Source organism: Streptomyces sp. Pv4-95 (genome assembly GCF_045782725.1).
Taxonomy (GTDB): domain Bacteria; phylum Actinomycetota; class Actinomycetes; order Streptomycetales; family Streptomycetaceae; genus Streptomyces.
In genome coordinates, this window is record NZ_CP127172.1 from 5265712 (window position 1) to 5289876 (window position 24165).

Genomic DNA, 24165 nt, shown 5'->3' on the forward strand with positions numbered 1-24165 from the left:
TCCGGATCCCCGGGCCCTTCGCGGGTGGTGACCGGGGTCACCACCCGCTTTCCTGTCCTTTGCTAGCCTCGGATGTACCCGACGAGACGCGCCGTACCGGGCCACGACAAGACGACGCACCCCTGTTGAAGCTCTTTCACGGAGGTGCCGTCATGGCATGGATCCTGCTTCTCGTCGCCGGTCTCCTGGAGGTCGGCTGGTCGATCGGTATGAAGTTCACCGACGGCTTCACCCGGCTGTGGCCCAGCGTGTTCACCGGCGCGGGCATCGTCGTCAGCATGATGCTGCTGTCCTACGCGGCCCGGACCCTGCCGATCGGTACGGCCTACGGCGTGTGGGTCGGCATCGGCGCGGCCGGTGCGGCGGTGGTCGGGATGATGGTGCTCGGCGAGCCGGCCACCGCGGCCCGGATCTTCTTCATCTGTCTGCTGCTGGTGGCGGTCGTCGGCCTCAAGGCGACGTCCGGCCACTGACCCGCACACGCACGCCCCCGGGCGGACCGGCATGTCCCCGCCGCCCGCTGCGGACTCAGCCGCCCCACCTCGGCTGACGCGCGAGCGCCCCGTCCTCCGGCCCCACCGTGGGGAAGTCCTCGGTGGGCTCGGGGGGCTGCGGCTCGGTCGGGAAGGTCGGGGTGGGCGGCTCGATGGTCGGCGGGGTCGGGAAGTCCGTCGGCGGAGTGATGGTGGGGTCCCCGGTCGGTTCCGTGGTCGGGGACGCGGTGTCGGTGGGCGGTACCGGCGCGGTGGTCGTCGGCTGCGGCACCGGCGACTCGGCGCCCTCCTCCAGCTCCAGGTCGAAGTCGCGGACCGGCTCGTCCTCCAGGGCGGCGGCGGTGTAGTCGGCCCAGATCTCTGCGGGGAAGCCGCCGCCGTTGATCCGGGGCAGGCCCGCCGCGCCGTACAGCGGCTCCTGTGCGGCGCTCACCGGGTTTTGCCCCAGTACGGCGACCACGGTGGCGAGTTCGGGCGTGTAGCCCGCGAACCAGGCGGCCTTGTCCTCCTCCGCGGTACCGGTCTTGCCGGCCGCGGGCCGACCCGCGGCCTGCGCCGCGGTGCCGGTGCCGCCGTCGACGACGCTGCGCAGGATCGACGTGGTGGTGTCGGCGGCCTCCCGCCCGAGGACGGTCGCCTCGGCGCGCTCGGGCAGCTGGAGGTCCTCGCCGCTCTTGGAGACCTTGTCGACCAGGGTGTACGGCCGCTGCTTGCCGTGCTGCGCGAAGGAGGCGTAGACCTGCGTCATCTCCAGGACGCTGGGGGTGGCGGTGCCGAGCGAGACCGCGCCCTGGGATGAGGCGAGGCTGGGGGTGTCCGCCGGGATGCCCAGGTCGACGGCGGTGTTCTTGACCTTGGTGGGGCCGACGTCGATGCCCATCTGGGCGTAGACGGCGTTGACGGACTTGTCGGTCGCCTCGGTGACGGTGATCGGGCCGTAGGAGCGGTCGTCCTCGTTGGCCGGGGCGAAGCCGGTGGGGGAGCCGTTGTTCACCGTCATGCGCTTGTTGGTGCCGTCGTAGACGGTGTTCGGGGTGATCCGCGCGCCGTCCTGGGTGGTCGCGTTGTTCTGGACGGCGGAGGCGAAGACGATCGGCTTGAAGGTGGAGCCGACCTGGTAGTCGTGCCGGGTGGCGCTGTTGACGTACTGCTTGGCGAAGTCGATGCCGCCGTACAGCGCGACGACCCGGCCGGTCTCGGGGTCGATGGAGGCGCCGCCGGCGCGGACGTAGGAGTCGACCTTCCGCGAGTCGCCGAGCTCGTCCATCATCCGGCTGTCGACCGCGTCGACGAAGGCGTCCTCGCGGTCCTTGTCGATGGTGGTGGTGATGCGGTAGCCGCCGGTCCGCAGGGTGTCCTCGTCGACGATGTCGTTGCCGGTGAGGTAGTCACGGACCGCCTCGACGAGATAGCCGCGCTGGCCGGAGAGCCCGGCGGACGCCTTGGCGGGCCCCGGGGCGGGGAACTTCATCGACGACCGCTGCGCCTGGCTCAGCCACTTCTTCGTCACCATGCCGTCCAGCACGTACTCCCAACGTGCCACCGCCCGCGGCTTGTTCTCCGGGTGGGCGGTGATGTCGTAGGCGCTGGGGGCGTTGAGGAGGGTGGCGAGGTAGGCCCCTTGGGCGGTGGTGAGTTCCTCGGAGTTCTTGCCGTAGTACGCCTGCGCGGCGGCCTGGATGCCGTAGGCGTTGCGTCCGTAGTAGCTGGAGTTGAGGTAGCCCTCCAGGATGTCGGCCTTGCTCACCTCGCGGTCCAGCTTGATCGCGATGAAGAACTCCTTGGCCTTGCGGGTGACCGTCTGCTCCTGGCCCAGGTAGTAGTTCTTGACGTACTGCTGGGTGATCGTCGAACCGGACTGCTTGCCCTTGCCGGTGAGGGTGTTCCAGCCGGCCCGCACCATCGCGGCGGGGTCGACCGCCGACTCGGAGTAGAAGTCGCGGTCCTCGGCGGCGAGTACGGCCTCCTGAACGGATTTGGGGATCTGGCTGAGCGAGACGTTCTCGCGGTTGACCTCGCCGTCGCGCGCCAGCTCCGAGCCGTCGGCGTAGAGGTAGACGTTGCTCTGCGCCTTGGCCGCGCTGTTGGCGGGCGGGATGTCGACGATGAGGTACCCGGCGACCATGCCGCCCGCGAGCAGCAGCAGGAGCAGCAGCACGGTGCCCAGCACCGTGCGCCAGGTGGGGATGACACGGCGCCAGCCGGTGCGCCGGGGACGGGGCTTCTTCCCTTCGGCGCCCTTACCGCTCGTCGTCGGCGCCTCGGGACGCGGGCCCCACTCCGGGGGGCCGGTGTTCTCCGGGCCGTCGTGCTGCGGATCGTCGCTCATGTCTGTATGGACTCCTCGGCCACCGCCGATGGTTGTGCGGCGGAGCGGTGTCGGGTCTGGGGTGCATCCCCCGGGCCTGGAGGGGAACTGTCGCCCGATAAGAAACTGTCGCATCATGCGTCGTCGTCAAGGGGGGTGGCGCGCTCCTGTGACCGCGACGTGACCGGCTGAATGGCGCCCGGGGCTCACCCGAACCGGTGACAAACCGATGGTGCGGTCCCCGGGGGCGGGGCTAAGCTCCGGTGTTTTGCCAGGTGACGACGACGGGGCCGGGGGGACGCGGGCATGTGGTGTGTGGCCGTGGCGGCCGGCAGCTTCCGGCGGTACGCCACCTACCGGATGGCCACCGCGGCGGGCGTCTTCACCAACACCGTCTTCGGTTTCATCGTCGCCTACGCCTACCTCGCCCTGTGGGCCGAGCGGCCGCACCTGGGCGGCTACGACCAGGCGCAGGCGCTGACCTTCGTGTGGGTGGGGCAGGCGCTGCTCGCGGCGGTCGCGCTGCTCTCCGGCGGGGGACTGGACGAGCTCCAGGAGCGGATCCGCAGCGGCGACATCGCGGTGGACCTCTACCGGCCGGCCGATCTGCAGCTGTGGTGGCTGGCCGGGGATCTCGGCCGGGCCGCGCTGCAGCTGATCGGGCGCGGGGCGGTGCCGCTGGCGGTGGGCGCGCTGTGCTTCGAACTGGCGCTGCCGGGCGAGGTGTTGACCTGGTGCTGCTTCCTGTTCTCGGTGGCGCTCGCGGTGGTGGTCAGCTTCGCGTTGCGCTATCTCGTCGCGCTGGCGTCCTTCTGGCTGCTCGACGGCGCGGGCCTGGCCATGATCAGCGGCCTGGCCTGCATGTTCTTCTCGGGCCTTGTGCTGCCGCTGCGGGTGTTCCCCGGTGGCTTCGGCGAGGTCGCCCAGCTGCTGCCGTGGGCCGCGGTGCTCCAGGTGCCGGCGGATGTGCTGCTCGGCGCGCGCACCGGTGGGGCGCTGGCCGAGGGCCTGGCCTTCCAGACGGCCTGGGGCGTGGCGCTGCTGGCGCTGGGCCGGCTGGTGCAACGTGCCGCCACCCGCAAGGTGGTGGTGCACGGTGGCTGACGCCTCGAAGGCGGAAGGGCCGGTGACCGCCGACAGGGCGGCGGCGGTGCCATGGGCGGCGGGGGTGCGCGCGTACGGGCTGCTGGTGCGGATGTGGGTGCGCTCCACTCTCGCCTACCGGGCGTCGTTCGTGATGATGGCGGTCGGCAACTTCGCTGCCAGCGGCCTGGATTTCGTCGCGATCATGCTCATGTTCTCGCAGATCGACGCGCTCGGTGGCTTCGGCCTCCCCGAAGTGGCCTTCCTCTACGGCACGTCCAGTGCGTCCCTGGGCCTGGCCGATCTGCTGCTGGGCAGCATGGACCGGATCGGCGGCCGCATCCGGGACGGCACGCTCGACGTCATGCTGCTGCGCCCCGTACCGGTCTTCGCGCAGGTCGCCGCGGACCGCTTCGCGCTGCGCAGGCTGGGCCGGATCACCCAGGCGCTGCTGGTCCTCGGCTGGTCGCTGGCGGCGCTCGACGTGTCGTGGACGGCGGGCCGGGTGCTGATGGTGCCGCTGATGGTGGTGTGCGGCGCGGCCATCTTCGCGGCGGTGTTCACCGCCGGGGCGTCCTTCCAGTTCTGGGCGCAGGACGCCGCCGAGGTGCAGAACTCCTTCACCTACGGCGGCAACGCCATGCTGCAGTACCCGCCGACGGTCTTCGCCAAGGACCTGGTGCGCGGGGTCACCTTCGTCATTCCGCTGGCCTTCGTGAACTGGCTGCCCGCGCTGCGCCTGCTGGGGCATCCGGATCCGCTGGGGCTGCCGGGCTGGGTGGACTTCCTGGGGCCGGTGGTGGCCATGGTGATGTGGGCGGGCGTCGGGGTGGCGTGGCGGTACGGGCTGCGGGCGTACCGCAGTACGGGGAGCTGACGGCCGGGCCGGCAGAGCCCGTGCCCGGCCCGGCGCGGCAGCGGGACGGAGCGGGCCCGGGAACGGCACGGCACAGCGAGGGCGGACAGCGGGAGGCATGTGGTGAGCGGTACGGCGGCGGAGCGGCTGATCGAGGTGGAGGGCATCGAGAAGGTGTTCTCGGTGCGGCGCAAGGCGGGCCGGCTGCGGCGCGTCAAGCACGAGGTGCGGGCCGTGGACGGCATCACCTTCCAGGTGCCGCGCGGGGAGATGGTGGGCTACATCGGGCCGAACGGCGCCGGGAAGTCCACCACCATCAAGATGCTGACGGGCATTCTGGTGCCCAGCGGCGGCCGGCTGCGGGTGGCCGGCATCGACCCCGCGCGCGAGCGGACCCGCCTCGCCCGGCGGATCGGGGTGGTCTTCGGGCAGCGCACCACCCTGTGGTGGGACCTGCCGCTGAAGGACTCCTACGAACTGGTGCGGCGGATGTACCGCATCCCGCCCGCCGCCTACCGCAGCCAGCTGGCGCGGTGTGTGGAACTGCTCGACCTGGGACCGCTGCTGGAGGTGCCGGTGCGTCAGCTGTCGCTGGGGCAGCGGATGCGCGGCGACATCGCGGCGGCGCTGCTGCACGAGCCCGAGGTGCTCTACCTCGACGAGCCGACGATCGGCCTCGATGTGATCAGCAAGGCGAAGGTGCGCTCCTTCCTGCGGGAGGTCAATGCCGAGCGCGGCACCACGGTCCTGCTGACCACGCACGACCTGACCGACATCGAGCAGCTGTGCCGTCGGGTGATGGTCATCGACCACGGCCGGCTGGTCTACGACGGCGGGCTCGCCGGCCTGCGGGCGGCCGGGGAGGGGGAGCGCACGCTGGTGGTGGACCTGGAGCGGGAGCTGCCGCCGATCCAGGGCGTACCGGGGGCCCGTACGGTCAAGGTGGACGGGCCGCGGCAGTGGCTGGCGTTTCCCGCGGCGCAGAGCGCGGCGCCGCTGGTGGCGGCCGTCGCCGAGCGCTATCCGCTGGTGGACCTCTCGGTGCGGGAGCCGGACATCGAGGACGTCATCGCGCGGCTGTACGCGAAGGGCGGGCCGGCCGGGGCGCCTGCCGTGCCCGGCGCGCGACCCGGTGTGCGATGAGCTGTCATGGATCCGCCCGGGACCGCCGGAGACGACCTAACCTGTTCGTATGACTGACAGACGCCCCGAGTTGCGTGCTTCCGACACCGACCGTGAGCGGGTGGCGGAGATCCTGCGCGATGCCGTCGCCGAGGGCCGGCTGGCGATGGAGGAGTTCCAGGAGCGGCTGGAGGCGACGTACGCGGCGCGTACGTACGGCGAATTGGAGCCGATCACCGCGGATCTGCCGGCCGACGCGAGCGCACCGACGGCTCCGGGGCCCCTCTCGCTGCGCAAGGAAGGCGCAGCGAGGTCCTGGGCCGGGCGGATCGTGAGCGGCGCGCGGGGTTCCACGACCGGCGTGGGCATCCTCGGCGGCTTCCAGCGCAAGGGGCGGTGGACGATCGGGCGCCGCTTCACGGCGGTCTGCTGCATGGGCGGCGGTGAGATCGATCTGCGGGAGGCCGACTTCGCCGGACCGGAGATCGTCATCGACTGCTATGCCGTCATGGGCGGGGTGCAGCTGGTGGTCCCGCCGGGCGTCGAGGTCGACGTCCGGGGCCTGGGCATCATGGGCGGATTCGACCCGGGCGAGGACGGGGTGCCCGGCGACCCCGGCGCGCCCCGGGTGATCGTCAGGGGGCTGGCGCTGATGGGCGGCGTCGGCATCGAGCGCAAGGCGCGCAAGGCCGACGCGCGCCGCCTCCGGGACGAGCGCGGTCAGCGCAAGGAACTGGGCTGACGCGGCGGGGCATCCACGCCCGGCCCGCTCAGAGCGAGGCGGGCGCGGACCGCTTGAGGTGGTCGAGGTCGAGGGCGTTCGCCATCGCCCGGTAGCCCTCGTCGCTGGGGTGCAGATGGTCGCCCGAGTCGTAGACGGGGCGCAGCCGTACGGGTGCCGCCGGGTCGCGCAGCACCTTGTCGAAGTCCACCACCTCGTCGTAGACCGTGCCGGAGCGGATGATGCGGTTGACCTGCTCGCGGACGGAATTCAGCAGGTTGGAGTACCCGCGGTGCCCGCCGAACGGGGTCAGGGTGCTGCCGGTCACCCGCAGGCCCTGCTGGTGCGCCTGGCGGACGATCTGCCGCATGCCGGCGACGATCTTCTTCGGGTCGAGCTGGCGCGGTGACTTGAACAGGTCGTTGAGGCCGATCTCGACGACGACCGCCTTCACGTCGGTGCGCGAGAGCGCGTCGCGCTCCAGGCGGGACAGCACGCTGGGGCCGTTGTTGGGCGAGAAGCGGCTGCCGTTGACGAGCAGCCGGTTGCCGCTGATGCCCTGGTTGAGGACGCCGTAGCGGGGGGCGCCGGGTTCGTTGCGCAGCCGGGCCGCGAGGAAGTCGGTCCAGCGGTGGTTGGCGCCGGCGGTGGAGGTGATGCCGTCGGTGATGGAGTCGCCGATGGCGACGACCGTGCCGCGCGCCTCGGTGCTCCAGACGTCCACGCCGGTCAGATAGCGCCAGTACGGGCTCTGCTCGGTGTACGCGGCGCCGGTGGCGTCCTCGGTGCGGTCCCCGCGTGCCAGGTAAGAGGTCTGACGGGCATACGGGTGATAGGTCGCGGGGCCGGAGGGGGAGGGGGAGTAGGTGGTGACCAGGAGATCGGCGTCGTGCGGCACGTCGAGGCGCACGGGGTCGCTGGTGACCGCGCCGCCCGCGGGGATGCTCACGGCGGGCCGCCCGCCGAAGGTCAGCCGGCGCATGGTGCCGGCGGCGGCGGTCGGGTTGCTCGGCGTGGCGGCCAGCGCCAGCGAGGCATGACTGACCGGCAGCGGGCGCGTGCCGTAGAGGTTGGAGAGCTGGATGCGCGCGCTGGAGCCGCCGACGCTGGTGTGCACGACGTTCCGTATCGACATGCCCGCGTACCCGTCCAGGGTGCCGGGCTCCGCGGCGGCCGCGGACGCCGCCCAGGTGCCGACCCACTGTCCGGAGACCGCGGGCTTCGCCGGGTCACGCGGCTTGCGCGGGGTGCCCAGGCCGCCGTCGTCGCCGCCGAAGCCGACGAATATCGCGGTCGAGATCAGTACGACCACTGCCGCCAGGCCGGCGAGCAGGGCGTAACCCACACTTTTGTTCATGCGGGAGAGGTCTCCTGGGGAAAGCGGAGCGGCGCGCTCCGGGTGGGCAAGGGCAGCGAATGATCAGCGGCACCGTTGCGGTCCGATCGGTTCTCCATGATCCCACGGGCCTTCGGGAGGCCGCCCGGCGCCCTGGCGATGTCCCCCATGACGTGGACGCGGGGAACTCGTGGTTCGTTCCGGGAGTAGGTCACAGTTGGACATACGGCTGAACCGGCGGCCGGCGGACGGTCGGATCGGACCGCCCCGCGGGCCGGCCGTGCGGGACAGGGTACGGCCGCAGGGATGGCGGGGCTCGGTGGGAACGGTGGAGCGGATGCAACGAACGAATGCGGATCGAGCGCCGGACGCGCCCTCGGCGGGCCGGGGCGCGCCGGGTGGCGGGTTCGGCTACAGCGCCGCCGACGCGGAGAAGCGGCGCGGCGTACGGCGGATGAAGACGTTCGCCACCGGCCTGCTGCTGGCGGTGGCGCTGGTCTACGTACTGGCGAAATGGGCGGGATCCTCCGGGGCGGGCGGCTGGACCGGCTATGTCGCGGCGGCCGCGGAAGCCGGCATGGTCGGTGCGCTGGCCGACTGGTTCGCCGTGACCGCACTCTTCAAGCGGCCCCTGGGGCTGCCGATCCCGCACACTGCCATCATTCCTACCAAAAAGGATCAACTGGGTCAGAGTCTCGGCGATTTCGTCGGGGAGAACTTTCTGTCGAGTGATGTCGTGCGCAGCCGGCTGCGGAAGGTCGGCATCAGCGCCCGGCTCGGCGGCTGGCTCGCCGACCCCGGGAACGCCGACCGGGTGACCGCGGAGCTCTCCACCGCGCTGCGCGGTGCGCTGACCGTCCTGCGGGACTCCGATGTGCAGGCGGTCGTCGGCGAGGCGATCACCCGGCGGGCGGACGCGCAGGAGATCGCGCCGGGCATCGGCGCGATGCTGGGGAGGGTGGTGGCCGAGGGCGGCCACCGGCGGGTGGTGGACCTGGTGTGCGGCCGCGCCCACGACTGGCTGGTCGAGCACGGCGACTCCGTCATGGCGGCCGTCTCCGGCGGCGCGCCGGGATGGACGCCGCGGTTCGTCGACCGCAGGGTCGGCGACCGGGTCTACAAGGAACTGCTGCGGTTCGTCACGGAGATGCGGGACATGCCCGAGCATCCGGCGCGCGGCGCGGTGGACCGTTTCCTGACCGACTTCGCGGACGATCTGCAGAGCGACCCCGAGACGCGGCAGAAGGTGGAGCGGCTGAAGTCGGAGGTGCTGGGGCGCGGCGAGGTGCAGGACCTGATCGCCTCCGCGTGGGGCTCGGTGCGGGCCATGATCGTGGCCGCCGCCGAGGACGAGCACAGCGAACTACGGCTGCGGGTACGGGCGGCGCTGCTCTCCCTGGGGCAGCGGCTGGCGGTCGACGACCGGCTGCAGCGCAAGGTGGACGGCTGGCTGGAGGGCGCGGCCGTCTATGTGGTGACGACATATCAGGGCGAGATCACCTCCCTGATCACCGACACCGTCGCCGGCTGGGACGCCACCCACACCTCGAAGAAGATCGAGGCGCACATCGGCCGGGACCTGCAGTTCATCCGCATCAACGGCACGGTCGTGGGCGCGCTGGCCGGCCTGTGCATCTACTCCGTCTCCCGGGCGTTCGGCGGCTGACCGTGCCGGCGCCGGTGACCGGGCGGGCCCGCCCGTCCGGTGACGCCGGGGCGCCGCTGCCTCTGGCGACCTGCGCCCGCAGGGCTTACGGTGCCCGCGTGCGGGAGCGGATACCGGTAGTCGTGCAGGGGCGGCGCACCCGCCGCCGGCCCGTGGCGCGCGCCCTGTGGGCCGGCGCCGAGCTGACCGTGACGTTCGGGGCGGTGCTGCTGTTGCTCGTCGTCCATCAGCTGTGGTGGACCAACCGTCAGGCGCAGGGTGACGCACGCGACCGGGTCGCCCGGCTGGAGCGTCAGTGGGAGACGGCACCGCGGCAGCCCGCCGTCCGGCCGCCCGACGAAGGCGGCTCCGAGCAGCGGGACGACGCGAGCGCCGCCCCGGACGGCGCCCCCCGCGGCGGTCCCGCCCGCACCGGGACCGGGCCGCAGCCGGACCTGGCGTACGCGGTGCTGCGCATCCCGCGGATCGGCGTCACCGCGCCCGTCGCGCAGGGCGTCGGCAAGGCCGCGGTCCTCAACAGGGGCTACGTGGGGCACTATCCGCAGACGGCACAGCCGGGCGGCGCCGGCAATGTCGCGCTGGCCGGGCACCGCAACACCCACGGTGAGCCGTTCCGCCGGCTCGACCGGCTGCGCCCGGGGGACACCGTGCGCCTGGACACCGCCGAGGCCCGCCACACCTATGTGGTCCGCAAGATCCTGCCCCGGACCACTCCCCGGGACGGCACGGTCCTCGCGGACGTGCCGTACAGCAGCGTGCATCCCGGGTACCGCTTCAATGCGCCGGGTGCGTATCTGACGCTGACCACCTGCACGCCGGAGTACAGCTCCGCCTACCGGCTGGTCGTCTGGGCGGTGTTGCGGTCGACGCAATCGAACACAGAAGCCACCGGCGTCCCCTAGGCGAGTGCGTCCGAGGACGCTCATCTAGGCTCTCGACCCGTGCGAAACCAGTTCCCCGGCGGGCGAACCCCGGGCTCCCGAAAGCGCCCCGCGCTGCTGTGGCTGCTTGTGCCCTATGTGCTTTTCCTGGCGGTACTGCCGCTGGTGAACCGGGTGACGCCGACCGTGCTCGGCCTGCCGCTGCTGTTCTTCTGGATGCTGGTGGCCACCCTGCTCACCCCGGTCTCGGTGTGGCTGGCGCGGCGCGCCGACCTCAAGCGGGGCCGCGCGTGAACGCCGCGATCTCCACCTCCGTCTTCGGCGTCTTCATGGTGCTGACCGTGGCGCTCGGCCTGCTCGCGGTGCGCGGCCGGGGCTCCGGCGGCGGTCTCACGGAGTGGTCGGTGGGCGGCCGCAGCCTGGGCACCGTCTTCATCTGGGTGCTGATGGCCGGCGAGAGCTATACGAGCTTCAGCTACCTCGGCGCGGCCGGCTGGGGCTACAACTTCGGTGCCCCGGTGCTCTATGTCCTGGCCTACATGTCCTGCGGCTATGCGATCGGGTACGTCGTCGGCCCGATGCTGTGGGCCTACGCCCGCCGGCACGGTCTGGTCGGCATCACCGACATGGTGGCGCACCGCTACGGACGGCCCTGGCTCGGCGCCGCGGTCGCCGTCCTCGCCACCGTCTGCCTGCTGCCCTACATCCAGCTGCAGATCACCGGCATGGGCGTGGTCGTCTCGACCATTTCCTACGGAGCCATCAGCCTCAACTGGGCCTACTTCATCGGTTTCGCGGTCACCACCGGCTTCGTCGTGGTCAGCGGGCTGCGCGGCAGCGCGTGGGTCTCGGTCCTCAAGGACATCCTCGTCATCGCCACCCTCGCCTTCCTCGCGATCTACGTACCGCTGCACTACTTCGACGGCTACGGGCCCTTCCTGGACCGCGTCGTGGCGGAGAAGCCGCAGTGGCTGACGTTCCCCGGCCACGCGTCGGGCGGGCTCGGACAGACCTGGTTCATCACCACCACCCTCGTCAACTCCCTCACCGTGGTGATCTTCCCGACCACGGTGGCGGGCTACCTCGGTGCCCGCAACGCCGACGCGCTCCGCCGCAACGCCATGTACCTCCCCTTCTACAACGTGCTGTTGTTCGTCCCGATGCTGCTGGGCCTGGCCGCGCTGTTCGTGGTGCCGGGGCTGGTGGGCGCGGACTCCAATCTGGCGCTGTTCAAGCTGGTGGTGGACTCCCTGCCGGCCTGGGCCGTGGGGGTGACCGGGGTGGCCGCCGCGCTCTCCTCCATCGTGCCGATGGCCGTCTTCATGCTGGTCATCGGCACGATGTGGGGGAGGAGCGTGCTGGGCGCGGTGCCCCGCCTGGCCCACCGTCAGAAGCTCTGGTCACAACTGGTGGTGGTCGCCGCGGGTGCGCTGGCGCTGCTGCTGACCTACACCGCCCCCAACACCCTCGTCCGGCTGTCGCTGATCTCGTACGAGGGCATGGCACAGCTCGTGCCGATGCTGCTGCTGGGGTTGGTGTGGCGGCGGCTGACGCTGCACGCCGCGGTGAGCGGCCTCGTGGCGGGCTTCGCGCTCGTCTGTGTGCTGGTGTTCGGCGGTCACGACCCGGTGTGGGGACTCAACGCGGGAATCGTGGCGCTCGCGGTGAATCTGGTCGTGGCGCTCGCGGTCACCTGGCTGGGGCCGCGTGCCACGGATGAGCGGCCGGACGCGGAGGTGCTCGCGCTGGACGACGAGTTCCCCCGGGAGGGCGCGGTCAGCGCTCCGGCGTCGACGTGATCTTCTTGCCCTCCTTGGAGACCGCGAACCACAGGCCGTCCTTGCCCTGGCCGTTGATGTCACCGGGCTGCTTGTCGCCGGTGAACCAGTAGACCGGCCAGCAGTCGACGGCCAGCTGCCGGATGCCGTCCGGGCGGGTGACGGTGGTGATCAGTTCCTCGGGGATCCCGGTGAGCTTCGAGCGGTCGGCGGGCTTGGCGGGCTTCCAGGTCTCCAGGCAGGCGTCGTTGCAGGCGAACTTCATCGGCCAGGCACTGTCCTTGTTGAAGCGGTACAGGGTCCGGCCCTTGCCGTCGACGAGGATCTCGCCGAGGTCGGGGTGGGGGAAGACGGACACGTCGGCGGGCTCCTGGGCGCCCGCCTTCTTGCCGTCCGCCGCCAGGGCGTTCCAGGTGCCGCCGACGCCCTGGCCCTTGGTGTCGCCGGCCTTGGTGTCCTTCGCGTAGCGGTAGGCGGGCCAGCCGCCGATGGTGAGCTGCTTGGTGCCGTCGGCGCGGGCCACCGAGCCGAGCGCGCTCTTGTCGATGCCCGCGGGTGCCTCGGCGCCGTCGGCGGGGACCGGCGGCCAGGTGGTCGCGCAGGAGCCCGAGCAGTTGGACTTGGGCGGTTTCGGGGTGTCCTTGTCGAAGCGGTAGAGCGTCATGCCCTTGGCGTCGGTGACGATCGGGCCGAGCGCGTCGGCCTGGCGCAGGGCGAGCTTGCCCGCGCTGGGCCCGGCGGCCGCCTCCTTGCCCTCGTCGCCGCCGGCCTGGCCGTACGCGCCGCCGTCGCCCGCGCCGCCGGAGGAGCCGTAGTCGCTGGTGCCCTGGCCCGCGGGCTGCACGGTGTCGGTGGTGGGGGTGGTGGCCCCCTGGTTGCCACTGCTGCCGCAGCCGGCGGTCAGCGCCAGGGCGGCGACGGCCGCGGCCGCGAGTCCCACACGACGTCGAGTGCTCATGATGTCTCCTTGAGTCGGTTGGCTGTCCGGTGGTGGGTCCGGTCCGCTGTCCGGTTCCCGGCCGGTGCTGCTCGGTGGCGGGCCGGTGCTTGCGTCCGGGTGCCGGCCGGGTGTGTTGCCGGGGATTACGCGGTGCGGGGTGCCCCCGTTCAATCCGCGCGCAGATTTTCCCCGGCGGCCAAAAACCCGGCCGGCTCTGTCAGTTGGCGCCCTGGATGCGCAGGGCGAGGGCAGGGCAGCGGCGTACCGCGAGCTGGGCGCGGCGCCGCATCCGGGCCGGCATCGGCATGCTGGCCTCCTCGGGGTAGCCGTCCGGGCCGAGCCGCACGATGCCGGGCACCACGTCCGCGCAGAGGCCGTGGCCGCGGCAGAGCGTCCAGTCGACCAGCAGCCGCTCCTGTGGCGGCGCCGGAGGCTTGACGGGTGGCGGTGCCTGGTGCCCGGTGACCGGCAGGGCCCCGGTCACCGGGCGGCCGCACCCGAACCCCCGTGCGTGGCGCTCGAACTCGTCGGGGAAGGCGGCGAGAGCCGAGGCCACGAAGCGGGCGGTGCCGTCCGGGTGGCTGCAGGCGCCCCTGCCGCGCACCGCGCCCATCCGGGCGCGGACCGCGTCCATGGCGGTGTCACCGCCGCCCCGGACGGCGTGCGCGAGGGCGTCGGCGAGGGCGGGCAGGCCCAGTACGCACGGGCCGCACTGGCCCGCGGACTCGGCGGCCATCCAGCGCGCGACGCGCACCGTCTCGCCCGCCGGGCAGGTGTCGTCGGGCAGTGGAAGCACCGCCCCGGCCCCGAGTACGGCGCCGTGGTCGGCCAGTGCGTCACGGGACAGCGTCGCGGTACGGGCGTCCTCGGGGGACAGCCAGGTGCCGTGGTAGCCGCCCAGCATGACGCCCTGGCCCGGCCCCGATCCGCAGAGCGCGAGGACCCGGGCGAGGGGAATGCCGTAGGGGACCTCGACGACCTGGTGGCCGGAGACGGTCAGCAGCAGCGTGCCGGGCTCGGCGGGCAGGCCGGTGGTGCGGTAGCCGAGTGCGCCCAGCCGTGCCGCCAGGGCGAGTTGGGCGTACGTCTCGGTGTTGGACAGCAGCGTCGGCACGCCGTTCAGGCCGCGTTCGCTGGAGCGGACCTTGCGGCCGGAGGGCAGGCCGGGTCCGCCGTTGAGCCCGTTGGTCAGCGCGGTGCCCTCGCCGGTGACGAACCGTTCGGTCAGCAGCGTCACCCGCAGGGCCGGGCGCACCGGCCCGCGTTCGTCGATGGCGCGACGTACCGAGTGCTCCACGTCCCGGCGGGTCACGCCGATCGCGACCTCCTGCGCGCCGATCGCGTCGGCCGCCAGCAGGGCGCCGTCGAGCACCAGATGCGGCACGTGCAGCAGCAGCGCGGTGTCCTTGAGGCAACTGGGTTCCCCCTCGCTGCCGTTGACGACCACGGCGGCCTTGCCGTCCGAGCGGCGGATGCCGTCCAGGACGGCTTTCAGCTTGCGGGCGAAGGGGAAGCCCGCGCCTCCGCGGCCGCGCAGATCGGTGTCCTCGGCCAGCGCGATCAGCTCCTCCCGGTTCAGCTGGGGCGGAGTACCGTGCCGGGCCAGATGTGCCACCCGGTCCAGCCGTGGCATCTCGTCGAGGCCGGCCAGCAGCCGCGGCGGGCCCAGCGAGGCCAGGGTGGGTACGGGGTCCGCTCCGGGGACGGCCGGCAGCGGACGGGTGGGGGCGGGGGCGGTCACGGGCGCCCTCCGGGAATGCGGCCCGGGCCGCGCAGCCGCAGGGCGAGCCGTACGGCCACCCCCACGAGGCAGATCGCGTAGCCCGCGGTCGCCCAACCAGCGGCCTCCCGGCCGGACTTCAGCCCGTGCACCAGGGCCAGTGCCCAGGCGGCATAGGCGCTCATGTGCAGGGCGCGCCACCAGCGGGAGGCGGTGTGGCCGGTGAACGCGCCGCGCACCGCGCCGGTCACCGCGACGGCCACGAAGATGTACGTGGCGAGGGTGCCGAGGCCGATGAGGAACGGCCGCGCGCCGTCGGTGAAGGGCACCGCGACGGAGAGGGCGCCGGTGTGTCCCTGGGCGACCTTGACCCAGATGTGCAGGCCGAGGAAGCCGAGTCCGGCCATGGCCGTGCCCCGGTGCACCGCCTGCGCGAGCAGCCGGTGTCCGGAGTGCAGCACCATCCGGTCGGTGGCTGCGAGTCCCCAGAGCACCGTGACCGACAGGGAGACCAGGGCGAGTACGCCGGCGCCGAAGTCCAGGAACTGCACTGCGGTGTTCATCGCACCGGAGTGCAGGGTGACGGCGAGGAAGAGCAGCAGCGCGGCGGGAAGTGCCGGTCGCAGTAAAGCCGTTGACGCGCCGCCGCCCGGCCGGGTCGGGGGCGTGCCGGGTTCGTTGGGTGGTCGCCGGGGGCGGGGCGGTGGGGGCGAGGGCCGGGCGCGGTGTGCGTGGCGGCTCTGCAATCTGGGTGCGGACATCGATCCTCCCGGGGGTGGAGGGCACGGGTGCGGGATCCGAATTTCGATGAAATCTCCCGGCGGTGGTATTTGCGCCGGGGCATTTGTTCGGGTGACCCCCGGTAACAGTCAACATTCTGTCACCAAGTGGATACACACGGCCGTAATCCGGATGTGCAAAAGCATCTACGAACACGTTCGAGATTTCGTAAGGTTTATCGCGCTGTGACAAATTCCTGCACCGGCGTCGCGGTCGCGCAGGGAGACTCCGGATGATGCCGACTCAGCGCCAGGGCGGTATCCAGCCCTGTCCCAGCCGCATCCCCGCCAGGATCGAGGTAGCGATGTGTGATCTCCTGAACCGCATCGGGTCGCGTCCCCGAGGCGAGTGGAACCGGATAGTAAGAAAGGAACTTCCGGGCCTCGCAGAGAAGGTGGTCGCGGAGTTGCAACGCGGATTTCCCGCATTGTCCGCACTTCTCGGGGATACACCCGTGGAAGAGGCACAATGGGCCCTTGAACAGGCCCTGCTGACATGCCTTGGTTATCAAACAACATCGGAAAGTAAACGGCCGGCCGTATCGTCCGTGGTCACGCCGATGCCCGTCGCAAGGGCCCGCCAGGACCTTTTCGACGCGCTCGCCGGACGACGCGACGTCCCCGAGGGTGGACTGGCCGAACTGGCCCGTGCGGCCGGCTGGCCGATCCCCGACACCCTCCAGGCCGTGGTCCTCGGTACCCCCGCCGAGGCGCCCCAACTCGCCGCCGCACTGGGCCATGCGCTCATCGGCACCGTCGACGGCGACACGTGCCTGTTCGTCCCCGACCCGGCCACCCAGACCAGGGCCCGGCTGGAGGCGGCGCTCAAGGGCCGGGCGGCCGCGGTGGGACACGTCGTGTCCGCCACCGAGGCCGCCTCGTCGCTGCGTTGGGGCCGCTATCTGCTGACGCTGGCGCCCAGCCGCGTCGGCCCCGAAGTGCGCCCGGCGTTCGTCGACGACCACCTCTCGGCGTTGCTGCTCCTCCAGGACGAGTCCCTCGCCGACGCGCTCACCGCCCGCTGGCTCGGCCCGCTGGACGAGTTGACGCCCCGGCAGAGCGAGCGCCTCGAAGTGACGCTGCTGGCCTGGCTGGAGGGCGGTGGTGCGCCGGAGGCCGCGAAACTGCTGCATGTGCACCCGCAGACGGTGCGCTACCGCCTGCGGCAGATCGAGAAGCTCTTCGGCCCGGCGCTGCGTGACCCGCGCACCCGCTTCGAGCTGGAGATGGCACTGCGCAGCCGCCGCCTGATGGCGCATGTGCGCAGCTTCCGGGCACGGGCCGGCCGCCGGGCGCGGGGCGTCACCTCCGCCATCCGTCCGCTCGGCATGGCCCGGGAAGCGCGCGTCAACGGGCTCTGAGAGAGCCGGCGGAAGGCGCTGCCTTCCGCCGGCCCCCGTACGGCAGCTGTCCGCCCGGCCCAGCTCGACCGGCTCGGCCGGAACAGCCGGAACAGCCCGTACAGCACGGAGCGGCGGCCCCGAATCCCGGTTCGGGGCCGCCGCGTCGGTGTGCCGGGCCGTCAGGTGCAGTTGCGGCCGCTGTTGATGCAGTTGACCGCCTTGCTCATCAGGTCGTCCGGCATGACGTTGATGAAGTCACCGTGGTCGGTCACCGGTTTGTGCAGCTGCTCGGGGAAGCTGTCCACCGCGAAGCTGTTGCCCTGCGGGACGTCGTAGGTGATCCGCTGCACCAGCTGCGGTATCGCCGTGAACCCGTTGGGGCAGGCGCCGTTCTGGTCCGAGAACGTCACATGCGTACGGTGGTTGGCGCTGTCGGTGCTGCGGCCGTCCCAGCAGTTCTGGAAGGCGAAGGTCCGTACGACGTTCGCGCCGTCGGGGCAGATCGGGTACTTGTCCTTCAGCTGCCGGTCCTCGAAGCCCTCGCAGCTCCAGGAGGCGTTGGCGTTGTCCGTGCCGTTGGTGAACGCCTTCGCGTCACCGGTGATGATCCGCAGGAAGCGCGGCATCGCCTGGACCTGGCCCTGCTGGCTGCCGCGGAACTGCAGCGTCACCGAGGCCGGTTGGAGCACCGAGCCGACATTGCCGTCGTGCCCGGCTCCCGGCTCGTGCACCGACGTGCCGTCCAGCTTGCGCAGCACCGGCCAGTAGTGGGTGGACTGGTCGCCGTTGTTGCAGGTGGTGTCCGACTCGGAGAGCTTGCGGTCGTCGGAGAAGGCGTCGGTGGAGACGTTGCCCACGTAGTCGTGGACGTGGTGCGCACCGTTGCTCACGCCCGGCGTGACGATGACGTTGTCGGAGTTGAAGTGTCCCTCCTCGTTGCGTCCGCACTCGGTGACGAAGGTGCCGGTGGAGGCGCCGTCGCCCTGCGGGGCCGCGAACGGCGGCCCGCCGGCGTTGGGCTGGACGGAGGTGATGTCGACGAAGTCCTCCGGGGAGGGGCCGCCCACCTGCCCCTGCCCGCCGTCGCCCTGCTGTCCGTCCTGCTCCTGTCCCTGGTCCTGTTGTTGATCCTGCTGCTGGTCCTGATCGCTGTTCGGGTACTGGCCGCTCTGGTAGGACTTCGCGGAGTCCTGGTCGGCCGCCCCCTCCTCGCCGGTGGGCTGGTAGCTGCAGCCGCTCATGCGCAGCAGGTAGTCCGGCCGCTTCGCCGACCGGTCGATCGCGTCGGCCATCGTCCCGAGGGTCCGCTGCCGCTTCTGCTTCAGGTCGCTCAGGACGGTGCTGCCGCCGCCCTCGGTCATCCGCTGATAGGCGTCGGCCACCTGGGCGTCCAGTGCGGCGAGCCCCTTGGAGACCTGCAGTTGGGCGCCGCGCGGCACCTCCCGCAGCCGGTCGCCCACATCGGGACATTTCACGGTGGTCGCCGCCGTGGTGCCCTGCTGGTCCGTCGTCGCGTCGGGACCGGAGTTGCCGGCCAGCGCGGTCGTGGCGACCACCGCGAGTCCGCCGCCGCCCAGCAGGAGGGCGGCCGCGGCGACCAGCATTCTGTTCGTCAACCGCGAGCGTTTATGAGCCTGCTGTTTCTGCCTCATGAGATCACTTCGCTTCGTCCGATGTGAGATGTCGTCGATCCGGCGCGCCTGCCGGGCGCGGGGGCGCCGAGGTTGCCGAAATCGACGAACCCGGTCTTCTCCAGGACCGTGATGTGGTCCAGGACGACGGAGTTGGTCCGGGACGCCAGACTCCGCACCATCGTGTTGCCGCTGTTCGCCCTTACGAGCGCCACCAAGCCGAAGACCTTGCCGTGCGCCCTGCGCAGCAGCTGGGCGAACAGCGGGTCGAAGGCGGCGCCCTGCGCGGCGTCGAGCTGGGCCAGCCAGCCCTGCTGCTGATCGCTGGGCTGGTTGGAGAGCTGGATGCCCAGCGCCCGGCCGGCCTCGATCGCCCGCCGGTCCAACTCGGTGTGACCCGCGACGAGATGGTTGCCCGCGGTCTTCACCGCCTTGCTCCTGCCGCGCTCCTGGGCCTGCCGGCCGGCGGGCAGTTCCCAGAGCCCGGCCAGTCGGACCTTGCGCACGAAGTCGCGGTCCATCGCGGTCAGCGGGCCGTACCGGGTGGACACGGTGCCGCCGCCGTCGTCGTCGAACGCCGGGGCACTCTGGGCCGAAGCGTTCTCCCCGAACAGCTGCACGGGCAGCAGCAGCGCCGCGAGCGTGGCCACGAGCGCGCAGACCACCAGTCCGGTCGCGATGGTGCGTCCGGACATTGCGGAGTTGATGACGATCGACCGCACACGGCCTCCCGGTTTTCGTCCCACTGGGTTCCTCCCGGTGGGCCGGCCGACGGCCGCCCACGGGAATGTCACCGGACGCTAAGGGCCGCGAAGCGCCCGCGGCCCCGGGTCCTCACCCCTGGACAAATAACGGCCGGGCCCGCCGCGGCACTGCTACGGTGCCGCGAGCGGGCCCGGACGGTCGCACGGGCGGCCCCGCACGTCGGAAGTGCCCTGGTCCCGCGTGCGCTCAGCGCGCGGCGTGGCCCGCCGCCGGCCTGCGACGGTGCCCGCGCGACGGACGGACCTCGCGCCGCTCCGGCGCGTACAGGGCGTCGATCTCCGCCGCGTAGGCGCGCACGATCGCGGCCCGCCGCAGCTTCAGCGACGGCGTCAGCAGCCCGGCCTCCTGGCTGAACTCGCCCGGCAGGATGTGGAACGCGCGGATCGACTCGGCCCGCGACACCGAGGAGTTCGCCCGGTCCACCGCCCGCCACACCTCCGCCCGCACCTGCTCCTGCGGGGACAGCTCCGGATGCTCGGGCCCCTGCCCGTCGCGCAGCCGGCGCCAGTGCTCCAGCGACTCCGGATCCAGCGTGATCAGCGCCGTCACATAGGGCCGGTTGTCGCCGACCACCACACACTGCGAGATCAGCGGATGGGCCTGCAGCCGCTGTTCCAGGGCCTGCGGGGCCACGCTCTTGCCGCTGCTGGTGATGATGACGTCCTTCTTGCGGCCGGTGATGACGAGGTAGCCGTCCTCGTCCAGGTGCCCGAGGTCGCCGGTCGGCAGCCAGCCGTCGTAGAGCCCGCTGCCCGGGGCGTCCCGGTCGTCGAGATAGCCCGCGAAGACGACGGCGCCCCGCACCCACACCTCGCCGTCCAGCGCCAGATGCACCGCGCTGCCCGGCAGCGGCCGCCCCACCGTCCCGAACCGCACCCGGCCCGGCGGCTGCGCGGTGATGGCGCCGGTCGTCTCCGTCAGGCCGTAGCCGTCGTAGACGGTGATCCCGGCGCCCGCGTAGAGCAGCCCCAGCTCCCGGCGCAGCGGCGAGCCGCCGGAGATCGCGGTACGCACCCGGCCGCCCAGCAGCTCGCGGATACGGGAGTACACCAGCCGGTCGTAGACCGCGTGCCGGGCCCGCAGAAAGGGGTCGGGGCCGCGTCCGGAGCGGTGGGTCCGGTCCGCGACGGCCTCCGCGTGGCGCACCGCCACCGCCATCGCGGTGTCGAACAGCCGCCTTCTGCCGGTCTCTTCGGCCGCCCGGCGGGCCTGGTCGCAGATCTTCTCGAAGAGGTAGGGCACCCCGAAGAGGAACGTCGGCCGGAAAGACGCGAGGGCCGGGAGCAGCTGGCGTGCCGACAGGTCCGGCTGGTGGCCGAGCAGCACTCCGCCCCGCAGGCAGGCCACCTGCACCATCAGGCCGTAGACGTGCGCCAGGGGCAGGAAGGCGAGCAGCGAAGGCCGCTCCCCGGGCCGGGCGAGCAGATCGCCCCAGCCGGTGCAGATGGTGTCGCACTCGGCGGCGAGATTGGCATGCGTGATCATGCAGCCGCGGGGGTGGCCGGTGGTGCCCGAGGTGTGGACGATCGCGGCGACCGACTGCGGAGTGACCGTACGCCGCAGCCGGTGGACATCCGCGTCCGTCAGCCGGGTGCCCTCCTCGCCCAGCCGGCGCACGCAGTCCCGGTCCAGCTGCCAGATGCGCCGCAGCCCCGTGCCCTCGTCGCAGGCCGCCGCCACGGTCATGGCGTGCGCCTCGTTCTCCACGACGATCGCGGCCACCCGCGCACCGGAGAGGATGCAGCGCAGCTGCTCGGCGGACGCGGTCGGGTACACCGGCACGAGCTGCGCGCCGATCGCCCATACCGCGTAGCTGAAGAGCGTCCACTCGTAGCGGGTCCTGGACATCACCGCGACCCGGGTCCCGGGCCGGATGCCCTCGGCCAGCAGCCCCCTGGCCAGGGCCAGGACCTCGTCGCGGAACTCCGCCGCGGACACCTCCCGCCAGGTGCCGGGAGCGGCCGGGTCCCGGCGGGCGAGCTGGGCGAGGTCCGGGTGCCTTTCGGCGGTGTCGAAGACGGAATCGGCGAGACCTCCGCTGCGCAGCGGAGCCGCCAGGGCCGGGACGCTGAAATCGCGCACAGCACCTCCTAGGTGTTCCCCCTGATCCGCCGCCGCCCCGGCGGCAGGGAGGGCAAGTTACCGGCAGGTCAGCACTCTGCCCAGGCGTGCGGCTACTCTTGAGCGGAAGACGACAAGTCTTGGGCGCGGACCGCCGCGAGATGATCGCGACGGACGCGCCACCGCATGTCCGCGCGGGACGCTCGACGCCAGACGGAAGGAGGACGCCGGATGCACCGCATCGCCGCTTCCTTCCCCGGCCGGGTCCGGAGGGCGTCCACCGGCATCCGCCACACCTCCGCGCTCTTCGTCCTCCTCGCCGGTGTGCTCGCCGGTCTGCTGCTCGCCCAGAGCGGCCTGGCCGGCTCGCTCACCGCCGCCGCGACCACCGCGGCGGTCGTGCTGGTGTGCCGCGCCTTCCTGATCGCGGCCTACGCCCGGCCGGTGCCACCGGGCCGGATCCGCACCGCCATCCGCGACCGCGAACGGCGCACCGCCTTCCTCCCGCAACGGGACCCGGACGCCGCCGGCCGGCCGCGTCCGCGAGCACCGGGCCGTCCCCTCCTGACGGCCGCGTAGGCGCTTCCGGCACCGCTGCACCTCGCCCTCCCGGCGAATCCCGTTGTCCCGCTGCGCCCATGCGGCTCGTCACGCCGAATTCCCCTGCTCTGGCAGGGATCCGCTTTCCGGCACGACGAGACCCGTGGAGGGCTCATCCATGTCCGTTTTCGGCTTTCTCGGCGATGCGCTGGCGCGCGGCGCCGCGGCGATCGACCCGCTGTTCGGCACCGCGGCGACGGCCGTCGCCATCGTCCTGTTCACCCTCATCGTCCGCGCCGCGCTGCACCCGCTCGCCCGCGCCGCGGCCCGCGGTGAGAAGGCGCGCACCGCGCTCGCCCCGCAACTCGCCGCACTGCAGCGCAAGCACAAGGACCACCCCGAGCGGCTGAAGGAGGCGATGGCCGGCCTCTATGCAGAGACCGGTTCCTCGCCCCTGGCAGGCTGCCTGCCGACGCTGATCCAGCTGCCGGTCTTCTTCGTCATGTACCACCTCTTCTCCACCGGCGGCGGCGGGCTGCTCGACCACACCCTGCTGGGCGCCCCGCTCGGCGGCCACTGGAGCGAGGCCCTCGCCGACGGCGGGGTGTTCGGCCCGCACGGCCTGGTCTATCTCGCGCTGTTCGCCCTGATCGCGGCGGTCGCCACCTGGAACTACCGGCGCGCACGGGCCTCCATGGCCGCGGCCCCGCAGCCGGCCGCCGGCGGTGCCGCGGTGCCCGGGATGGCCGGGATGGCGAAGCTGATGCCGCTGCTGTCCTTCGGCACGCTGATCACCGTGGCGGTGGTCCCGCTGGCCGCCGGCCTGTACATGGTCACGACGACGACCTGGACGGCCTGCGAGCGGGCCCTGCTGCACCGCGACCGCGGCCGGAGCACGCCGGAAGCGGAGACGGAGGCCGGGACGGCACCGGGCGCCGAGCCGGCACCGGCCGCCGGCGCGGAGAAGGAGAAGGCACAGCCGCGCGCCGCACGGCAGCGTGCGCCGAAGACCCGGGCGGCGCGGCAGCGTGCGGCCCGGGCGAGGGCGCGTACGGGGCAGGCCGGAGCAGGATCCGCGGCCTCCCGCCCCGGTCCCGCCCGCGGAACGGGGCCGGAGGGAGAGGTCGTTACTACCGCTCAGTAACGGTCCAGTCCGTGAACGGGGTCTTGCGGAGTGGACCCCGTTCTTGGACGATCAGCCAAATCGCTCGATGGCCGTCCCCCATCGGCCGGCCCGGAAGACCCCTTCCAGGGCCGACCCTTCGACCACGGGAGTTGTACCGATGAAGCTGCTGCGTGTCGGAACGGTGGGGGCGGAACGCCCGGCGCTGCTCGACGAGACGGGGGTCCTGCGGGACCTGTCGGGCCACGCGCCGGACATCGACGGAGACCTGCTCGCCAACGACGAGGCACTGGCGTCCCTCCGCGCTGCCGCCGCCTCCGGCGAGCTGCCCGCACTCGACGCGGCGGGGCTGCGGGTGGGCCCGCCGGTGGCCAGGATCGGCAAGGTCGTGTGCATCGGGCTGAACTACCACGATCACGCCCGGGAGACGGGGGCCGCGACCCCCGAGGAGCCGATCATCTTCATGAAGGCCCCGGACACGGTCGTCGGCCCCGACGACACCGTGCTGGTGCCCCGCGGCAGTGTGAAGACCGACTGGGAGGTGGAGCTGGCGGTCGTCATCGGCCGTACGGCCCGCTACCTGGAGAGCGATGAGCAGGCCCTGGCGGCCGTCGCCGGCTACACGGTCGCCCACGACGTCTCCGAGCGCGCCTTCCAGATCGAGCGCGGCGGCCAGTGGGACAAGGGCAAGAACTGCGAGACGTTCAACCCGCTGGGCCCGTGGCTGGTGACCGCCGACGAGGTGCCCGATCCGCAGGCGCTCGGCGTACGGCTGTGGGTCAACGGTGAACTCAAGCAGGACGGCACGACCGCCGAGCAGATCTTCCCGGTGGCCGAAGTCGTCCGCTACGTCAGCCAGTTCATGACCCTCTACCCGGGCGATGTCATCAACACCGGCACCCCGGCCGGTGTGGCCATGGGCCAGCCGGAGCCGAAGCCCTACCTCCGGGCCGGCGATGTCGTGGAGCTGGAGATCGACGGTCTCGGCCGTCAGCGCCAGGAGCTCAAGGACGCCTGA

21 protein-coding genes and 1 riboswitch are annotated in these 24165 nt (G+C 72.2%); of the genes, 13 read left to right on the forward strand and 8 right to left on the reverse strand.

The features are described from left to right. Window positions 1–49 precede the first annotated feature (49 nt). Window positions 50–121: riboswitch (guanidine-III (ykkC-III) riboswitch) on the forward strand. Between the two features lie 31 nt (window positions 122–152). Then, window positions 153–473 (forward strand): DMT family transporter, encoded by a 321-nt coding sequence (locus QOM21_RS23065; RefSeq protein ID WP_398559805.1) that lies wholly within the window; start codon window positions 153–155, stop codon window positions 471–473. Between the two features lie 55 nt (window positions 474–528). Here QOM21_RS23065 and QOM21_RS23070 read toward each other — a convergent pair whose 3' ends face one another. After that, entirely contained in the window at window positions 529–2823 is a 2295-nt protein-coding gene (locus QOM21_RS23070; protein WP_407552817.1) for a transglycosylase domain-containing protein, read from the reverse strand. Between the two features lie 285 nt (window positions 2824–3108). Here QOM21_RS23070 and QOM21_RS23075 point away from each other — a divergent pair, with 285 nt between their 5' ends. From QOM21_RS23075 to QOM21_RS23090, 4 genes are all read left to right on the forward strand, one after another. Then, a complete protein-coding gene (locus QOM21_RS23075; protein WP_407552819.1) occupies window positions 3109–3906 on the forward strand; it encodes an ABC transporter permease in 798 nt (265 codons plus the stop codon). A 91-nt stretch (window positions 3907–3997) separates the two neighbouring features. Beyond that, on the forward strand, window positions 3998–4762 hold the full coding sequence (locus QOM21_RS23080) for an ABC transporter permease (RefSeq protein WP_407555767.1): 765 nt from the start codon (window positions 3998–4000) through the stop codon (window positions 4760–4762). A 126-nt stretch (window positions 4763–4888) separates the two neighbouring features. Beyond that, entirely contained in the window at window positions 4889–5884 is a 996-nt protein-coding gene (locus QOM21_RS23085) for an ATP-binding cassette domain-containing protein (protein WP_407555768.1), read from the forward strand. A 49-nt stretch (window positions 5885–5933) separates the two neighbouring features. Further along, window positions 5934–6605 carry a DUF1707 domain-containing protein gene (locus QOM21_RS23090; protein ID WP_407552821.1) on the forward strand — a complete coding sequence of 224 codons (672 nt, stop codon included), beginning with the start codon at window positions 5934–5936 and terminating at the stop codon, window positions 6603–6605. A 28-nt stretch (window positions 6606–6633) separates the two neighbouring features. On the opposite strand, the gene QOM21_RS23095 is transcribed toward QOM21_RS23090, so the two are convergent. Beyond that, window positions 6634–7941 (reverse strand): SGNH/GDSL hydrolase family protein, encoded by a 1308-nt coding sequence (locus QOM21_RS23095; protein WP_407552823.1) that lies wholly within the window; start codon window positions 7939–7941, stop codon window positions 6634–6636. Window positions 7942–8257: 316 nt separating this feature from the next. Here QOM21_RS23095 and QOM21_RS23100 point away from each other — a divergent pair, with 316 nt between their 5' ends. From QOM21_RS23100 to QOM21_RS23115, 4 genes are all read left to right on the forward strand, one after another. Further along, a complete protein-coding gene (locus QOM21_RS23100) occupies window positions 8258–9586 on the forward strand; it encodes a DUF445 domain-containing protein (RefSeq protein ID WP_407552825.1) in 1329 nt (442 codons plus the stop codon). A gap of 98 nt (window positions 9587–9684) precedes the next feature. Further along, window positions 9685–10488, forward strand: coding sequence for a class E sortase (locus QOM21_RS23105; RefSeq protein WP_407552827.1), 804 nt, complete (start codon window positions 9685–9687; stop codon window positions 10486–10488). A gap of 39 nt (window positions 10489–10527) precedes the next feature. Continuing rightward, window positions 10528–10761: a DUF3311 domain-containing protein gene (locus tag QOM21_RS23110; protein WP_407552828.1), complete on the forward strand. Its 234-nt coding sequence runs from the start codon at window positions 10528–10530 to the stop codon at window positions 10759–10761. Next, the gene (locus tag QOM21_RS23115) at window positions 10758–12266 is read left to right on the forward strand and encodes a sodium:solute symporter (protein ID WP_407552830.1); all 1509 of its coding nucleotides are present in this window, start codon (window positions 10758–10760) and stop codon (window positions 12264–12266) included. The genes QOM21_RS23110 and QOM21_RS23115 overlap by 4 nt, the downstream gene beginning before the upstream one ends. Here the strand turns inward: QOM21_RS23115 and QOM21_RS23120 are convergent. From QOM21_RS23120 to QOM21_RS23130, 3 genes are all read right to left on the reverse strand, one after another. Next, window positions 12244–13203: an SCO0930 family lipoprotein gene (locus QOM21_RS23120; RefSeq protein ID WP_407552832.1), complete on the reverse strand. Its 960-nt coding sequence runs from the start codon at window positions 13201–13203 to the stop codon at window positions 12244–12246. The genes QOM21_RS23115 and QOM21_RS23120 overlap by 23 nt on opposite strands. 199 nt (window positions 13204–13402) lie before the next feature. After that, window positions 13403–14926, reverse strand: coding sequence for an NADH-ubiquinone oxidoreductase-F iron-sulfur binding region domain-containing protein (locus QOM21_RS23125; protein WP_407552834.1), 1524 nt, complete (start codon window positions 14924–14926; stop codon window positions 13403–13405). After that, window positions 14923–15666: a hypothetical protein gene (locus QOM21_RS23130; RefSeq protein WP_407552836.1), complete on the reverse strand. Its 744-nt coding sequence runs from the start codon at window positions 15664–15666 to the stop codon at window positions 14923–14925. The genes QOM21_RS23125 and QOM21_RS23130 overlap by 4 nt, the downstream gene beginning before the upstream one ends. 578 nt (window positions 15667–16244) lie before the next feature. On the opposite strand from QOM21_RS23130, the gene QOM21_RS23135 reads away from it, so the two are divergent. Continuing rightward, window positions 16245–17045 (forward strand): PucR family transcriptional regulator, encoded by an 801-nt coding sequence (locus QOM21_RS23135; protein ID WP_407552837.1) that lies wholly within the window; start codon window positions 16245–16247, stop codon window positions 17043–17045. A 161-nt stretch (window positions 17046–17206) separates the two neighbouring features. Here the strand turns inward: QOM21_RS23135 and QOM21_RS23140 are convergent, their stop codons facing one another. The 3 genes from QOM21_RS23140 to QOM21_RS23150 all read right to left on the reverse strand — a co-directional run bounded on the left by QOM21_RS23140 (window position 17207) and on the right by QOM21_RS23150 (window position 21505). Then, entirely contained in the window at window positions 17207–18631 is a 1425-nt protein-coding gene (locus tag QOM21_RS23140) for a DUF1996 domain-containing protein (protein WP_407555769.1), read from the reverse strand. Between the two features lie 44 nt (window positions 18632–18675). Further along, window positions 18676–19353 (reverse strand): DUF4142 domain-containing protein, encoded by a 678-nt coding sequence (locus QOM21_RS23145; protein ID WP_407552838.1) that lies wholly within the window; start codon window positions 19351–19353, stop codon window positions 18676–18678. A gap of 256 nt (window positions 19354–19609) precedes the next feature. Then, on the reverse strand, window positions 19610–21505 hold the full coding sequence (locus QOM21_RS23150; RefSeq protein WP_407552840.1) for an AMP-dependent synthetase/ligase: 1896 nt from the start codon (window positions 21503–21505) through the stop codon (window positions 19610–19612). 210 nt (window positions 21506–21715) lie between these two features. Between QOM21_RS23150 and QOM21_RS23155 the strand changes: the two genes are divergently transcribed. The 3 genes from QOM21_RS23155 (at window position 21716) to QOM21_RS23165 (ending at window position 24165) form a co-directional block, all read left to right on the forward strand. Continuing rightward, window positions 21716–22063 (forward strand): DUF6412 domain-containing protein, encoded by a 348-nt coding sequence (locus QOM21_RS23155; RefSeq protein ID WP_407552842.1) that lies wholly within the window; start codon window positions 21716–21718, stop codon window positions 22061–22063. Between the two features lie 139 nt (window positions 22064–22202). After that, window positions 22203–23168, forward strand: a complete 966-nt coding sequence (locus tag QOM21_RS23160) for a YidC/Oxa1 family membrane protein insertase (RefSeq protein WP_407552843.1) — start codon at window positions 22203–22205, stop codon at window positions 23166–23168. Between the two features lie 139 nt (window positions 23169–23307). After that, window positions 23308–24165, forward strand: a complete 858-nt coding sequence (locus tag QOM21_RS23165) for a fumarylacetoacetate hydrolase family protein (protein ID WP_407552845.1) — start codon at window positions 23308–23310, stop codon at window positions 24163–24165.